This window comes from Micromonospora sp. WMMA1998 (genome assembly GCF_027497375.1).
In the GTDB taxonomy this organism is placed as follows: domain Bacteria; phylum Actinomycetota; class Actinomycetes; order Mycobacteriales; family Micromonosporaceae; genus Micromonospora; species Micromonospora sediminicola.
In genome coordinates this window covers 729,410-745,477 of sequence record NZ_CP114911.1, presented here as the reverse complement: position 1 = coordinate 745,477, position 16,068 = coordinate 729,410, and the positions used below count along the sequence as shown (strand labels likewise).

The window sequence follows — 16,068 nt, the reverse complement described above, 5'->3', positions numbered from 1 at the left end:
TGCCGCTTCCTCGCAGGGGACGGGGAGTGAGCCGGTGCGGTCAGGACAGACCGAGGTCGCGGTCCACCATGGCGAACAGCTCGTCGTCGGTGGCGTCGCCGAGGTGCCGGCCGAGGTCGTCGCCGCCGCCCTGCCCGAGACGGGTGAGCATGGCCTGGAGGCGGACGGTGGCGCGGACCCGGGCGGCCTCGTCGCGGGCCACCACGTCGAGCCCGTCGGCGATCCGGTCGAGGTCGTCGAGCAGCGCGGTGGGGGTGGCCACGTCGTCCTGGGCGACCTCGGCGTAGAGGTACTCGGCGAGCGTGGTCGGCGTCGGGTAGTCGAAGACCAGGGTGACCGGCAGCGCCACCCCGGTGGCCAGGCCGAGCCGGTTGCGCAGCTCGACCGCGGTGACCGAGTCGAAGCCCAGTTCGCGGAACGCCCGGTGCTCGTCCACCGACTCCCCGGACGGGTAGTTGAGCACGGCCGCGACCTGTCCCCGGACGAGGGCCAGCAGCACGGCCATCCGGTCGGCGGCGGGCAGCCCGGCGAGTCGGTCGTGCAGCGACTCCGGGCCGTCGGGGGTCTCTCCGCCGGTGGCGCGTTCGGCGGCGCGCAACCGGCGGACGTCGGGCAGGTCGTTGATCAGCGGTCCGGGCCGGGTGGCGGTGAACGCGACGGAGAACCGCTCCCAGGCGATGTCGGCGACGGTGAGGAACGCCTCGCCGTGGTCGACGGCCTGGTGCAGCGCGGCGATCGCGGCCTCCGGCGGCATCTCGGGTACGCCGTGCCGGTGCAGCAGCTCGCCGAACGGCCCTTCGGCCATGCCGCCGCCGGCCCAGGCGCCCCAGGCGATGGAGGTGCCGGGGAGGCCGAGGCCACGCCGGTGCTGGGCGAGCGCGTCGAGGAACGCGTTGCTGGGGGCGTAGTTGCCGACGCCGGAGCTGCCCACCGAGCCGGCGAAGGAAGAGAACATGACGAACGCGGCGAGGTCGAGGTCGAGGGTCAGTTCGTGCAGGTGGTAGGCGACGTCGACCTTGGCGGCGAGGACCCGTTCGATCTGGTCGACGCGCAGCTCGTTGATGAGCGCGTCGTCCAGCACCGCGCTGGCGTGCACCACCACCCGCAGCGGACGGTCGGCGGGGATGTCGTCGATCAGCGCGGCCAGGGCGTCCCGGTCGGCGGCGTCGCAGGCGACCACGCTGGCGGTGGCGCCGAGCGCGGTCAGCTCCTCGACGAGCTGCGCGGCGCCGGGTGCGGCCGGGCCGCGCCGGCTGGCCACGACGATGTTCTCCACGCCGCTGCGGGCCAGCCAGCGGGCGGCGTGTCCGCCGAGGGCGCCGGTGCCGCCGGTGACCAGGGCGGTGCCGGAGGGCTGCCACGGGTGCGCGGGTCGGCTGTCGCCGAGCGGGACCCGGGTGAGCCGGCGGCCGAGCACGCCGGCGGGGCGTACCGCGATCTGGTCCTCCTCGCCGGCGGCGGTGAGCGCCGCGACCAGCAGGCCGGCGCTGCGCTCGTCGATCGCCTCGGGCAGGTCGACCAGGCCGCCCCAGCGCTGCGGGTGTTCCAGTGCGGCGACCCGGCCGAAGCCCCAGACCATGGCCTGACCGGGCGAGCGGAGCAGGTCGGCCCGGCCGACCGAGACGGCGCCGGAGGTGACCGCCCACAGGGGGGCGGCGAGGCCGATGTCGCCGAGCGCCTGGACCAGCGCGACGGTGGCGGCGAAGCCACCGGGTACGGACGGGTGCATCGGGTGGACCAGCTCGTCGAACGCGAGCAGCGACACCACTCCGGTCACCTCGGCCGGTGTGTCGTCGGCGCCGGTGGTGATCGCCTCGCGCAGCAGTTTGGCGAACAGGTCGCGGTCGGCGTCGGTGGTGCTGACCGGCACCGGGACGACGGTGGCGCCGGCGGCGGCGATCGCCGCCACGCTCGCGTCCTGCCACGGTTCGACGATGTCGCCGGTGGGCAGCACGACCAGCCAGGTGCCGGCCATGCCGCGGTTGGTGATGCCGGTGAGCGGCTTCCACGTGTCCTGGTAGCGCCAGCTGTCGATGTCGGACTGGCGGCGGCGCTGCCGGCGCCAGCGGTGCAGCAGGGGCAACGCCGGGGCGAGCGCGTCGAGCGCCGTCCCGGCGGGGGTGTCCTCGCCGGCGACCACCTCGGCGAGGGCGGGCAGGTCGTCGCGTTCCACGGCCGCCCAGAAGCCGCTGTCGTCCGGCCCGGTGCTCTGGTCGGGCGGCAGGGCCGCGAGGTCGGGTGCGCCGCTGCCGTCGAGCCAGAACCGCTGGTGGTCGAAGGCGTAGCTGGGCAGGTCGACGGTGTCGGTCTCGGGCAGCACGCGGGTGAGGTCGACGGGCAGGCCGACGGTGTGGGCGGTGGCCAGGTTGGTCAGCAGCCGGGTCGGGTCGTCGTCACCGCGACGCAGGCTCGACAGCACGTGGCCGGTGGTGGCGGTGTCGTCCAGGATCGCGGTGACCGGCATCGCCAGCACCGGATGCGGGGAGATCTCCACGAACGTGCTGTGCCCCGCGCCGATCGCGGTCCGCACCGCGGAGTCGAAGCGGACCGTGCGGCGCAGGTTGTCGTACCAGTAGTCGGCCGTCATGGTGGCCGGGTCCACCCAGTCCCCGGTCAACGTCGACACCAGACGGGTGTGGCCTTGCTGCGGCGTCACGTCGGCCAGGTCGGTACGCAGTTGCTGGGCGACGTCCTCCACGGCCGCCGAATGCGACGCGTAGTCCACCGGGATCAACCGGGCCCGCACCTCCTCGGCCTGACACGCCGCCACGAAGTCGGCGACCGCCTGCGGCGGACCGGACACCACCACCGTCGACGGGCCGTTCACCGCCGCGACCCCGACCCCGTCGAACCCGGGCAGACGGGCGGTCACCTCGTCGGCCGGCAGATCCACCGACGCCATCGTCCCGGTCCCCCGCAGCGCGGCGAGCGCCCGGGACCGCAGGGCCACCGCGCGGGCCGCGTCGTCGAGGGAGAGGATGCCGGCGACGCAGGCGGCGGCGATCTCGCCCTGGGAGTGACCGATGACGGCGTCGGGCAGCACACCGGCCGCGCGCCACACGGCGGCGAGGGCGACCCCGACTGCCCAGAGCACCGGCTGCACCACCTCGACCCGGTCCAGCCAGGACTGGTCGTCGCCGGTCAGCACCGACACGAGGTCGACGTCCAGGTGGGGGGCCAGCGCCGCCTGGCACTCGGCCAGCGTCGCGTCGAGGACCGGGCACCGGCCGACCAGACCGGCGGCCATCCGGGCGGACTGGGCGCCCTGACCGGGGAAGACGAACACCGGGCCGGCGCCGGCGGCGGTCGCCGTGCCGGTGACGAGGTTGCCCGCCGGCAGGCCGGCGGCGAGGGCGTCCAGGCCGGCCAGCAGCTCGGCCGGCGCCGCGCCGACGACGGCGGCGCGCTGGTCGAGCGTGGCGCGGGTGGTCGCGAGGGACCAGGCCACCGCCGCCGGGTCGACGTCCGCCCGGCCGCGCAGGTGCGCGGCGAGTCGCGCGGCCTGGCCGGCGAGCGCGGCGCGGGTGCGACCGGAGACCGGCCAGACGGTGGGCGCGGCGGCGAGCAGCCCGGGCCGGCGCGGCGCGGGCTCGGCGGTGTCCTCGTCGGCGGCCGGCTCGGCCGGGCGGTACTCCTCGACGATGACGTGGGCGTTGGTTCCGCTGACGCCGAACGAGGAGACGCCGCCCCGGCGGGGGCGGCCCCGCTCCGGCCAGGGCCGGTTCTCGGTGATCAGTTCCACCGCGCCGGCGGACCAGTCGACGTGCGGCGACGGCTCGTCCACGTGCAGCGTCGCCGGCAGCGTGCCGTGCCGCAGCGCCATCACCATCTTGACCAGCCCGGCGACGCCGGCGGCGCTCTGGGTGTGGCCGATGTTCGACTTCACCGAGCCCAGCAGCAGCGGCCGGTCGGCGGGGCGGTCCTGCCCGTACGTGGCGATGAGCGCCTGCGCCTCGATCGGGTCGCCGAGCGTGGTGCCGGTGCCGTGCGCCTCGACCAGGTCGACGTCGGCCGCGCCGAGCCGGGCGTTGGCCAGCGCGGCCCGGATGACCCGCTGCTGGGAGGGCCCGTTGGGGGCGGTGAGGCCGTTGGAGGCGCCGTCCTGGTTCAGGGCGCTGCCCCGGATCACGGCGAGGATCGGGTGGCCGTGGCGTTCGGCGTCGGCGAGTCGTTCCACCACGACCACTCCGCCGCCCTCGCCCCAGCCGGTGCCGTCGGCGCCGGCCGCGAACGCGCGGCACCGCCCGTCGACGGACATGCCGCGCTGGCGGGAGAAGACCACGAAGACGCCGGGGGTGGCCATCACGGTGACGCCGCCGGCGACGGCCAGGTCGCACTCGCCGCGGCGCAGCGCCTGCCCGGCCAGGTGCAGCGCGACCAGGGAGGACGAGCAGGCGGTGTCGACGGTGACGGCGGGCCCGTTGAGGCCGAGGGTGAACGAGATCCGGCCGGAGGCGACGCTCGTGGTGTTGCCGGTGCCGAGGTACATGTCGACGCCGTCGGGCACGTGCGGCAGGCCCATGCCGTAGTTGGACGTGCTGAGACCGACGAAGACGCCGGTCTGGCTGCCGCGCAGCGACAGCGGGTCGATGCCGGCCCGCTCGATCGCCTCCCACGAGGTCTCCAGCAGCAGCCGCTGCTGCGGGTCCATGGCGAGGGCCTCGCGGGGCGAGATGCCGAACAGGGCCGGGTCGAAGTCACCGGCGGCGTCGAGGAAACCGCCGACCCGGGTGTAGCTCTTGCCCGGCTTGTCCGGGTCGGGGTCGTAGAGCGCGTCGAGGTCCCAGCCCCGGTCGTCGGGAAACTCGGTGAGCGCGTCCCGGCCGTCGGCGACCAGCTGCCACAGGTCCTCCGGGGACCGGACGCCGCCGGGGAACCGGCAGCTCATCGACACGATGGCGAGCGGTTCGGCGTCCCGCGCCTCGACGGTCTGCAGCTTGCGCTTCGTGTCGTGCAGGTCGGCGGTCACCCGCTTGAGGAAGTACCGCAGCTTGTCGTCGTCGCTCATCGCGTCCCTGCCTCGATCCGCGGTTCGGTCATGTCAGGAGATTCCAAACTCTTTGCTGATGAAGTCGAAGATCTCGTCGTCGCTGGCCGCGTCGAGGTCGGGCCGGTCCGGTTCGGCGGCCGGGCCGGCGAGGTCGGTGGCCTTGGCGAGCAGGTCCCGCATCCGGGTGGTGAACCGGTCCCGGGTCTCCGGGTCGAGGGCGAGCGTGGTCAGCAGCGACTCCACCGCGTCGATGCCCTGGAACAGCGGCTGGGTGGAGGGGGCGGCGTCGGCGGCGATCTCGCCGGCGAGTTTCCCGGCCAGCGCCTGCGGCGTCGGGTAGTCGAAGACCAGCGTGGCGGGCAGCCGCAGCCCGGACAGGGTGTTGAGCCGGTTGCGCAGGTCGACCGCGGTGAGCGAGTCGAAGCCCAGGTCGGTGAAGAGCCGGCCCGGGTCGACGGCCTCCGGTCCGGTGTGACCGAGCACGGCGGCGACGTTGGCCCGGACCACGTCGAGGAGCACTTTGCGCCGCTCGTCGTCGGACATGCCGGCGAGCCGCTGGGCGAGCGGCACGCCGCCGGTCGCGGCGGCGCCGGCGTCGACCGAGCGGCGCAGCGGCACCCGGACCAGGCCGCGCAGCAGCGGGGCGAGCGCGCCGGACTCGGCCTGCGCGCGCAGCGCCGCCACGTCCAACCGCATGGGTACGACGGCCGCCGCGTCCAGCCGCCAGGCCGCGTCGAACAGGTGCAGCGCCTGCTCGGTGGGGAGCCCGCCGGCGCCCTGCTCGGCCATCCGGCGCACGTCGGCGTCGGCGAGGTGACCGGTCATGCCGCTGGCCTGCTCCCACAGTCCCCAGGCCAGCGAGATGCCGGGCAGGCCCTGGGCCCGCCGGTGCGCGGCGAGCGCGTCGAGGAACGCGTTCGCGGCGCCGTAGTTGGCCTGGCCGGCGCTGCCCAGCGTGCCGGCGGCGGAGGAGAAGAGCACGAACGCGCCGAGGTCCCGGCCGGCGGCGAGCCGGTGCAGGTGCCACGCCGCGTCGATCTTGGGTACGGCGACCGCGTCGACCCGGTCCGGGGTGAGCGACTCCAGCACGCCGTCGTCGAGCACACCGGCGGCGTGCACCACGGCGGTGAGCGGATGCGCGGCGGGGATGCCGTCGAGCAGCGCGGCGAGCGCGTCGGGGTCGGCGGCGTCGCAGGCGGCGACCGTGACCTCGGTGCCGGCCTCGGCCAGCTCCGCAACCAGCTCGGCGACGCCGTCGGCGGTCGCGCCGCGGCGGCCGGCGAGCAGCAGGTGCCGCATCCCGTGGGTGGTGGCCAGGTGGCGGGCCAGCAACCGGCCCAGCACGCCGGTGCCGCCGGTGACGAGCACGGTGCCGTCCGGGTCGACGCCGCCGGGCAGCGGTTCCAGGCCGGCAGGTACGCGGGCCAGGCGCGGCGCGCGTACCTGACCGGTGTGCACGGCGAGCTGCGGCTCGCCGGTGCCGATCGCGGCGGCGACAAGCGCGGCGCTGGCCGGGTCGACGTCCAGGTCGAGCAGGTGCAGGCGGCCGGGATGTTCGACCTGGGCGGTGCGGATCAGCCCCCAGACGGGGGCCTGCCGCAGGTTGACCTCGGCCTGCTCCCCGGTGGCCACCGCGTCGCGGGTGACCAGGACGAGTCGGGTGTCGGCGAACCGGTCGTCGGCGAGCCACGCCCGCACCAGGTCCAGCACGCGGTGGGTGGTGGCGCGGGCCTGCGCGGCCAGCTCGGCGCCGGCGCCGTCGCCGAGCGCGGCGACCGGCACGACGACCACCTCGGGGGCGGCCTCGCCGCCGGTGAGCAGGTCGGCGAAGGACTCGGGAGCGAGGTCGGTGCGGGTCCGGGCGCCGGCCGCCTCCCCGGCGGCGCTGAGCGTGAGATCGTCGCCGAGGACCACCCAGCGGCCGGCGGCGGGCGTCGGTCCGGCGGGCACGGCCAGCGCCGGCCAGTCCAGCCGGAACAGCGACTCGTGCCGGCCGGAGCGGGCGGCGCCGAGCGCGTCCCCGGTGACCCGGCGCATGATCAGCGATTCGGCGTGCAGGACCGGCGCGCCGGTGGCGTCGGCGACCTGGAAGGTGACGCCGACGTCGCCGGCGGCGGCGACGCGGACCCGTAGCGCGGTGGCGCCGGCGGCGAGCAGCGTGACGCCGGTCCAGGCGAACGGCAGGCGGGGGACGGTGGCGTCGGCGCCGTCGCCCATCCGGCCGAGGAAGCCGCCGATGGACATGGCCTGGAGCGCGCCGTCGAGCAGCGCCGGGTGGATGCCGAACCGGCCGGCCTCGGCGTGGTGGTCGGCGGGGAGCGCCACCTCGGCGAACACCTCGTCGCCGCGGGTCCAGGCGGCGCGTAGGCCGCGGAAGGTCGGCCCGTAGCCGAACACTGTCGACTCGATGCCGGCGTAGAAGGCGTCGGAGTCGACCTCGGTGGCGCCGGGCGGCGGCCACACGCCGAGGTCGAACGCGGGTGCGACGGCGGCGCGCGGGGCGAGCTGGCCGGTGGCGTGGCAGGTCCAGGCCACGTCGGCGAGGATCTCGTCGGACCCGTCCCGGTAGGGGCGGGAGTGCAGTTGCACCGGTCGGCGGCCGGCGTCGTCGCGGTCGCCGACGGTGAGCTGGATCTGCAGCGAGCCCAGTTCGGGCAGGACGAGCGGAGCGAGCAGGGTGAGTTCCTCGACCACCGGCGCGCCGGCCTGCTCGCCGGCGTGGGCGGCCAGCTCGACGAAGGCGGTGCCGGGCAGCAGGATCGCGTCCATCACCCGGTGCTCGCCGAGCCACGGGTGGGTACGCACGGACAGCCGGCCGGTGAAGACCATCCGCTCGCTGTCGGGGAACGTGACGGCGGCGCTGAGCAGCGGGTGCGCGGCGTCCTGAAGGCCGGCGGAGGCGACGTCGTGCGCCCGGTGCGCGGGCGGGTCGAGCCAGAACCGGTGCTGTTCGAAGGCGTAGGTGGGCAGGTCGACGGTGTCGGTCCCGGGCAGCACGCGGGTGAGGTCGACGGGCAGGCCGACGGTGTGCGCGCTGGCCAGGTTGGTCAGCAGCCGGGTCGGGTCGTCGTCGCCGCGACGCAGCGTGGACAGCACGTGCCCGGTGGTGCCGGTGTCGTCCAGGATCGCGGTGACCGGCATCGCCAGCACCGGATGCGGACTGATCTCCACGAAGACCGTGTGCCCCGCCGCGATCGCGGTCCGCACCGCCGTGTCGAACCGGACGGTCTGGCGCAGGTTGTCGTACCAGTAGTCGGCCGTCATGGTCGCCGGGTCCACCCAGTCACCGGTCAACGTCGACACCAGACGGGTGTGACCCGGCTGCGGCGTCACGTCGGCCAGGTCGCCGCGCAGTTGCTGGGCGACCTCCTCCACGGCCGCCGAGTGCGACGCGTAGTCCACCGGGATCAGTCGGGCCCGGATCTCGTCGGCCTGACACGCTTCGACGAAGTCGGCCACGGCCTGCGGCGGGCCGGACACCACCACCGTCGACGGGCCGTTGACCGCCGCGATCCCGACCCCGGCGAAGCGACCCGCGTCGAAGGAGGTGTCGGCGTCACCGGCAGCCGTCAGCGGCGCGTCGGCTCCGGAACCGGCCGCACCGCCTCCCGCGGGACCGGTCCCGCCGAGCCGGGCGGTCACCTCGGCGGCGGGCAGGTCCACCGACGCCATCGTGCCCGTGCCGCGCAGCACCGACAGCGCCCGCGACCGCAACGCCACCGTCTTCGCCGCGTCGTCGAGGGACAGGATCCCCGCCACACACGCCGCGCCGATCTCCCCCTGCGAGTGACCGACCACCGCCTGCGGGCTCACACCCACGTGCCGCCACACCGCCGCCAGGGCGACCCCGACGGCCCACAGCACCGGCTGCACCACCTCGACCCGCTCAAGCCACGACTCGTCCTCCCCGGTCAACACCGACGGCAGGTCCACGTCCAGATAGGGGGCCAATGCCGCCTGACACTCGGCGAGAGCGGCGTCGAACACCGGCGTGCGTCCCACCAGACCCGCCGCCATCCGCGCCGACTGGGCGCCCTGACCCGGGAACACGAACACCAGACCGGCGGCTGCGGACGCGGTGCCGGTGACCAGGTGCGGTGACGGTGACCCGTCGGCCAGCGCGTCCAGCCCGGACAGCAGCTCCTCGACCGAGGACCCGACCACCGCGCCCCGATGGTCGAACGCCGACCGGGTGGCCACCAGGGACCACGCCACGGCGGCCGGGTCCACCTCGCCGCGCGACCGGACGTGTTCGGCCAGGCGGGCGGCCTGCCCGGCCAGCGCGGCACGCGAACGCGCGGACACCGGCCACACCGTCGCGGCGGCGTCCAGCAGGCCGGCGGCGGTCGGGGCGGCGGCGGGCTCGTCGCCCTGCTCGACGATGACGTGGGCGTTGGTGCCGGAGATGCCGAACGACGACACCGCCGCCCGGCGCGGGCGCGACGCCGGCGGCCACGGGCGCGCCTCGGTGACCAGCTCGACCGCACCGGCGTCCCAGTCGATGTGCGGGGACGGCGCGTCCACGTGCAGCGTGCGCGGGACGGTGCCGTGCCGCATGGCCTGCACCATCTTGATCACGCCGGCGACGCCGGCGGCGGCCTGGGCGTGGCCGATGTTCGACTTGATCGAGCCGAGCAGCAGCGGCCGGTCCCCGGGCCGGTCCTGCCCGTAGGTGGCGAGCAGCGCCTGGGCCTCGATCGGGTCGCCGAGCGTGGTGCCGGTGCCGTGCGCCTCGACCACGTCCACGTCGGCCGGGCCGAGCCGCGCGGCGGCCAGGGCCGCCCGGATGACCCGCTGCTGCGACGGTCCGTTGGGGGCGGTGAGCCCGTTGGACGCGCCGTCGGAGTTGACCGCGCTGCCGCGGACCACGGCGAGCACGTGCCGGCCCTGCCGGCGGGCGTCGGACAGGCGCTGCACGAGCAGCAGACCGACGCCCTCGGACCAGCCGGTGCCGTCGGCGGCGGCGGCGAACGACTTGCACCGGCCGTCGGCGGCCAGGCCGCGCTGGCGGGAGAACTCGACGAACGCGGTGGGGGTGGCCATCACGATGACGCCGCCGGCGAGGGCCAGGTCGCACTCACCCCGGCGGAGCGCCTGACCGGCCCAGTGCAGCGCGACGAGCGACGACGAGCAGGCCGTGTCGAGCGACACCGCCGGGCCTTCCAGGCCGTACGTGTAGGCGACCCGGCCGGAGATGACGCTGCTGGTCATGCCGGTGAGCGCGTACCCGGAGGTCTCCTCCGGGGCGAAGGCGAGCAGCGAGCCGTAGTCCTGACCGCTGGTGCCGACGAACACGCCGGTGCTGCTGCCGCGTACCCCCGTCGGGTCGATGCCGGCGGACTCGAACGTCTCCCAGGTGGTTTCCAGCAGCAGCCGCTGCTGCGGGTCCATGGCGAGCGCCTCGCGCGGGCTGATGCCGAAGAAGCCGGGGTCGAAGCGGTCGACGTCGGCGAGGAAGCCGCCGCCCCGGGCGTAGAACGTGCCGGTGGCGTCCGGGTCGGGGCTGTACAGCGTGTCCAGGTCCCAGCCCCGGTCGCCGGGCAGGTCGGTGACGGCGTCGACGCCGTCGGCGACCAGCCGCCACAGGTCGTCGGGGTTGGCCACGCCGCCGGGCAGCCGGCAGGCCATCCCGATGATGGCCAGCGGTTCGTCGTCGGCGACGGCGACCGGCGCGGCGGCCGGCCGGGCCGGGACGGGGGCGCCGGCGATCTCGGTGTCCAGGTGCGCGGCAAGGTCGTGCGGGCTCGGGTGGTCGAAGACGAGCGTGGCGGGAAGCCGCAGTCCGAACGCGTTGCCGAGCCGGTTGCGCATCTCGACGGCGGTGAGCGAGTCGAAGCCGAGGTCGCTGAACGCCCGGCGCGGGTCGACGGCGGCCGGGTCGGGGTAGCCGAGCACGGCGGCGGCCTGCCCCCGGACGATCTCCACGAGCGCGGTGTGGCGGTCGGTGTCGCCGAGCGCGGCGAGCTGGTGCACCAGGGACGCGCCGGTGGCCGGCGCGGCGGCGCCCCGGGTGACCCGGATCAGCGCCCGGTACAGCGGCGGGACGGCGCCGGCGAACTGGGCCCGCATGGCGGCCAGGTCGAGGCGGGCCGGCACCAACGCGGCGGCCGGCACCCGGCAGGCGGCGTCGAACAGCGCGAGGCCCTCCTCCGCCTCCATCGCGGACACGCCGGAACGGGAGATCCGGTTGAGGTGGACGTCGTCCAGCTCGGTGGTCATGCCGCTGCGGTCGGCCCACAGGCCCCAGGCCAGGGTGAGCGCGGCCAGCCCCCGGGCGCGGCGGTGGTGGGCGAGCCCGTCCAGGAACGCGTTCGCGGCGGCGTAGTTGCCCTGGCCCGGGCCGCCGGCGGTGGCGGCGAGCGAGGAGTACGACACGAACGCGGCGAGGCCGAGGTCGGCGGTCAGCTCGTGCAGGTGCCAGGCGGCGTCGACCTTCGGGCGCAGCACCCCGTCGACGCGGTCCGGGGTGAGTGAGGAGATGACGCCGTCGTCGCGTACCCCGGCGGCGTGGACCACGGCGGTGAGCGGGTGCTCGGCGGGGAGGTCGGCGAGCAGCGCGGCGACCGCGTCCCGGTCGGCGACGTCGCAGGCGGCGACCGTGACGGTGGCGCCGAGCGCGGTCAGCTCGGCGCACAGCTCACCGATGCCGGCGGCGTCGCGGCCGCGCCGGCTGGTGAGCAGCAGGTGCCGCACGCCGTGGCGGGTCACCAGGTGCCGGCTCATCAGCTGGCCGAGCGTGCCGGTGGCGCCGGTGACCAGCACCGTCCCGTGGGCGTCGAACGGCGTGCCGGTCGGGTCGGCGGGCGCGGGCACCCGGGTCAGCCGGGCGCCGGAGGCGACGCCGGCCCGGACGACGACCTGCGGTTCGTCGGTGTCCAGCGCCGGCACGAGCGCGGCGGCGGCGCCGGCCGGGTCGTCGGTGTCGACGAGCACGAAGCGGCCGGGGTTCTCCGACCGGGCGGAGCGCAGCAGGCCGACGACGGCGGCGCCGGCCAGGTCGGTGAGGTCGGCGTCGGCGTCGGTGGCGACCGCGCCGCGGGTGAGCACGACCAGGCGGGTGGCGTCGTACCGGTCGTCGGCGAGGAACCGTTGCAGCAGGTCGAGCGCCCGGTGAGTCACCTCGGCGACCCACCGGGGCACGTCGCGCCCGCCGGGCGGGTCGAGGAACGGCGCGACCAGCACGCCGGGCGCGTCGGCGCCCTCGTCCAACGCGGCGGTCAGGGCCGCGAGACCGGGGTACGCGGTGACGGCGGTCCCGGTGGCGGCGACCGCGTCGGCGAGTGCGGTGTCGGTGTCGAGGACCGCCCAGGCGGCGGTCGACGGCGCGGCCGGCAGGGCGAGCGGCGTCCAGTCCACCCGGTACAGCGACTCGGGTCCGCCGCCGCCGGCGCTGCGGAGCTGGTCGGCGGTGACCGGGCGCAGGACGAGCGAGCCGACCGAGGCGATCGGGGCGCCGGTGACGTCGGCGAGGAGCAGGGAGACGCTGTCGGCGCCGGTGTGCCGCACCCGCACCCGGGCGGCGGCGGCCCCGGCGGCGTGCAGCGCGATGTCGTTCCAGGAGAACGGCAGCCGGCCGTGGCCGGGGGGCAGGCCGGGACCGGTGGGGTCGCCGGCGGCGCTGGTGAGGCCGAGTGTGTGCAGGGCGGCGTCGAGCAGGGCCGGGTGCACGCCGTACCCGCCGGCCTCGCCGGCCGGCGTCTCGGGCAGCGCCAGGTCGGCGAAGAGGTCGTCGCCGCGCCGCCAGGCGGTGCGCAGCGCGATGAAGGACGGGCCGTAGTCGTAGCCCTGGGCGGCGAGGTGCGGGTAGAGCTGGTCGGTGGGCACCTCGACGGCGTCCGGCGGCGGCCAGGCGGTCAGGTCGGACCAGCCGGGCACGCCCGGTCTGGCCGGGCCGTCGGCGAGGACGCCGCTGGCGTTGCGGGTCCAGACCCGGTCGCCGTCGCCGGGCTCCCGGTCGGTGCGCTCGTCGTCGGGCGCGGAGTGCAGCGAGACGGACCGGCAGCCGGTCTCGTCGGCCGGGCCGATCCAGAGCTGGATGTCCACGCCGCCGGTCTCGGGCAGGATCAGCGGCGCTTCGAGGGTCAGCTCGCGGACGTGGTCGGCGCCGACGTGCGCGCCGGCCTGGAGGGCGAGTTCGACGAAGCCGGTGCCGGGCAGCAGCACGGTGTCGAAGACGACGTGGTCGGCGATCCACGGGTGGGTGCGCCGGGACAGCCGGCCGGTGAACAGGAAACCCTCGGCGTGGGCGACGCCGACGGCGGCGCCGAGCAGGGGGTGACGGGCGGGCCGCAGACCGACGGCGGTCACGTCGCCGGTCCAGCCGCCGCCGGCCTCCGGCCAGTAGCGCTGGTGCTGGAACGCGTAGGTGGGCAGGTCGACCCGGGTGACGCCGGTGCCGGTGAACCACGGCGACCAGTCGACGGGGACGCCGTGCGCGTGCAGCTCGGCCAGGCCGGCCAGCAGCGCGGCGGTCTCGTCCCGGTCGCGGCGCTGGACGGCCACGGCGAGCACGGCGTCGTCAGCGGGCAGGATCTCGGCGGTGAGCGCGGTGAGCACGCTGCGCGGGCCGATCTCCAGGAACGTGTCCACCCCGGCGTCGCGCAGCGCGGTGATCCCGTCGGCGTACCGGACCGCCTCGCGGACGTGCCGCACCCAGTAGTCGACGGTGGTCAGCTGCGCCGGGTCCGCGACCGCACCGGTCACGTTGGACACGACCGGGAGGGTCGGCGCGGCGAACGTCAACCCGTCCAGGACGGTGCGGAAGTCGGCGAGCATCGGTTCCATCAGCGGGCTGTGGAACGCGTGCGACACGGTCAGCCGGCGGACCCGGACGCCCCGGTCGCGCCAGGTGTGCTCCAGCGCGGCCAGCGCGTCGACCGGGCCGGACACCACGACCGACGTCGGGCCGTTGACCGCCGCGACGCCCACGTCCGTCCGGTCCGCGACCGACGCGGCCACCTCGGACTCCGGCGCGGCGACCGCGAGCATGCCGCCGCCGTCGGGAAGCGCCTGCATCAACCGTCCCCGCGCGGCGACGAGCGCGCACGCGTCGGCCAGGGACAGCACCCCGGCCACGTACGCGGCGGTGATCTCACCGATGGAGTGGCCGCCGACGGCGTCCGGGGTGACCCCGAACGACTCGACCAGGCGGAACAGGGCCACCTCGACCGCGAACAGGCCGGCCTGGGTGAACTGGGTCCGGTCGATCAGGTCGTCGTCACCGAACAGCACCGGCTTCAGCGGCTGCGGCAACAACGGGTCGAGGTGACCGCACGCCTCGTCAAGCGCGGCGGCGAACACCGGGAACGCCTCGTACAGGTCGCGGCCCATGCCGGGGCGCTGCGCGCCCTGGCCGGAGAAGAGCACGGCGAGGCCCTGCCGGTCGGTGGCCTGCCCGGTCACGGTGCCGGCCTGCGGCGTGCCGGCGGCGAGCGCCCGCAACGCGGCCAGCAGGTCGTCCCGGCCGGTCGCCGGGAGCACGGCCCGCCGGTCGAGCGCGGCCCGGGCGGTGACCGACGAGAAGGCCACGTCGGGCGCGGTGAGGTCGGGGTCGGCGGCGATCCGGTCGGCCCACCGCCCGGCCTGGGCGGCCAGCGCGGCGTCGTCGCGGGCCGAGACCACCACCGGTACGACCGGTCGGGTGGGCGCCGGCGCCGCGTCGACCGGCGCGGGTGAGTCCGGCGGGGCCTGTTCGAGGATGGTGTGGGCGTTGGTGCCGGAGACGCCGAACGAGGAGATCGCCGAGCGGCGCGGCCGGTCCACCGCCGGCCAGGCGGTGGCCTCGGTGACCAGCGTGACCGCGCCGGCGTCCCAGTCGACCTGCGAGGTCGGCGCGTCCACGTGCAGCGTGGGCGGCACCACGCCGTGCGCCATCGCCTGCACCATCTTGATCACGCCGGCGACGCCGGCGGCGGCCTGGGTGTGCCCGAGGTTCGACTTGACCGAGCCGAGCAGCAGCGGTGCCGCGTCGCCCCGGTCCTGCCCGTACGTGGCCAGCAGCGCCTGCGCCTCGATCGGGTCGCCGAGCCGGGTCCCGGTGCCGTGCGCCTCCACCACGTCCACGCCCCCGGCGGCGAGGCCGGCGTTCGACAGCGCCTGCTGGATCACCCGCTGCTGGGCCGGGCCGTTCGGGGCGCTCAGCCCGTTGGACGCCCCATCCTGATTCACCGCGCTGCCGCGCAGCACCGCGAGGATCCGACGGCCGTTGCGGCGGGCGTCGCTCAGGCGTTCCAGCAGCAGCACGCCGACGCCCTCGGACCAGCCGGTGCCGTCGGCGGCCTCGGCGAACGCCTTGCACCGCCCGTCGGCGGCCAGGCCGCGCTGGCGGGAGAACTCGACGAACGCGCCGGGCGTGCACATGGCGGTGACACCGGCGACCACGGCGAGCGTGCACTCGCGCTGCCGCAGCGCCTGCCCGGCCAGGTGCATCGCGACCAGCGACGAGGAGCAGGCGGTGTCGACGGTGACCGCCGGCCCTTCCAGGCCGAACGTGTAGGCGAGCCGGCCGGACACCACGCTGCCGGCGTTGCCGGTCATCAGGTGTCCCTCCAGGCCCTGCGCGGCGGCGCTCATCAGCACCGTGCCGTAGTCCTGCCCGGTGCTGCCGGCGAAGACGCCGGTGCGGCTGCCGCGCAGCGTGTGCGGGTCGATGCCGGCCCGCTCGAAGACCTCCCAGGTGGTCTCCAGCAGCCACCGCTGCTGCGGGTCCATCGCCAGGGCCTCGCGGGGCGAGATGGCGAAGAAGCCGCTGTCGAACTCGGCGAGGTCGGTGACGAAGCCGCCCCGGCGCGCGTACGAGGTGCCGTTCTGCTCCGGGTCGCCGTCGTGCAGCGCGCCGAGGTCCCAGCCCCGGTCGGTGGGGAACTCGGTGATCACCTCCCGGCCGGCGGCGACCACCTCCCACAGCCGCTCGGGGGTGTCGATCCCACCGGGGAAGCGGCAGCTCATGCCGACGATGGCGACCGGTTCCTGCTCGCCGGCCTCCACCTCGCGCAGCCGCTGCCGGACCTGGTGCAGGTCGGCGGTGACCCGCTTCAGGTAGTCGAGAAGCTTCGCCTCGTCAGCCATGGTCCGCCCAT

The 16,068-nt window shown here is 76.1% G+C and carries 2 protein-coding genes; both read right to left on the bottom strand.

Going from position 1 to position 16,068, the window contains the following annotated elements; genetic code table 11:
- Window positions 1–40: 40 nt before the first annotated feature.
- Window positions 41–5,008, bottom strand: a complete 4,968-nt coding sequence (locus tag O7600_RS02935) for a type I polyketide synthase (protein ID WP_281592155.1) — start codon at window positions 5,006–5,008, stop codon at window positions 41–43.
- Between the two features lie 33 nt (window positions 5,009–5,041).
- A complete protein-coding gene (locus O7600_RS02930; protein WP_281592154.1) occupies window positions 5,042–16,057 on the bottom strand; it encodes a type I polyketide synthase in 11,016 nt (3,671 codons plus the stop codon).
- Between the last annotated feature and the right edge of the window lie 11 nt (window positions 16,058–16,068).

Coding starts and splice junctions, on each gene's coding strand:
- O7600_RS02935 (WP_281592155.1), bottom strand. CDS start 5,008: ATGAGCGACGACGACAAGCTGCGGTACTTCCTCAAGCGGGTGACCGCC.
- O7600_RS02930 (WP_281592154.1), bottom strand. CDS start 16,057: ATGGCTGACGAGGCGAAGCTTCTCGACTACCTGAAGCGGGTCACCGCC.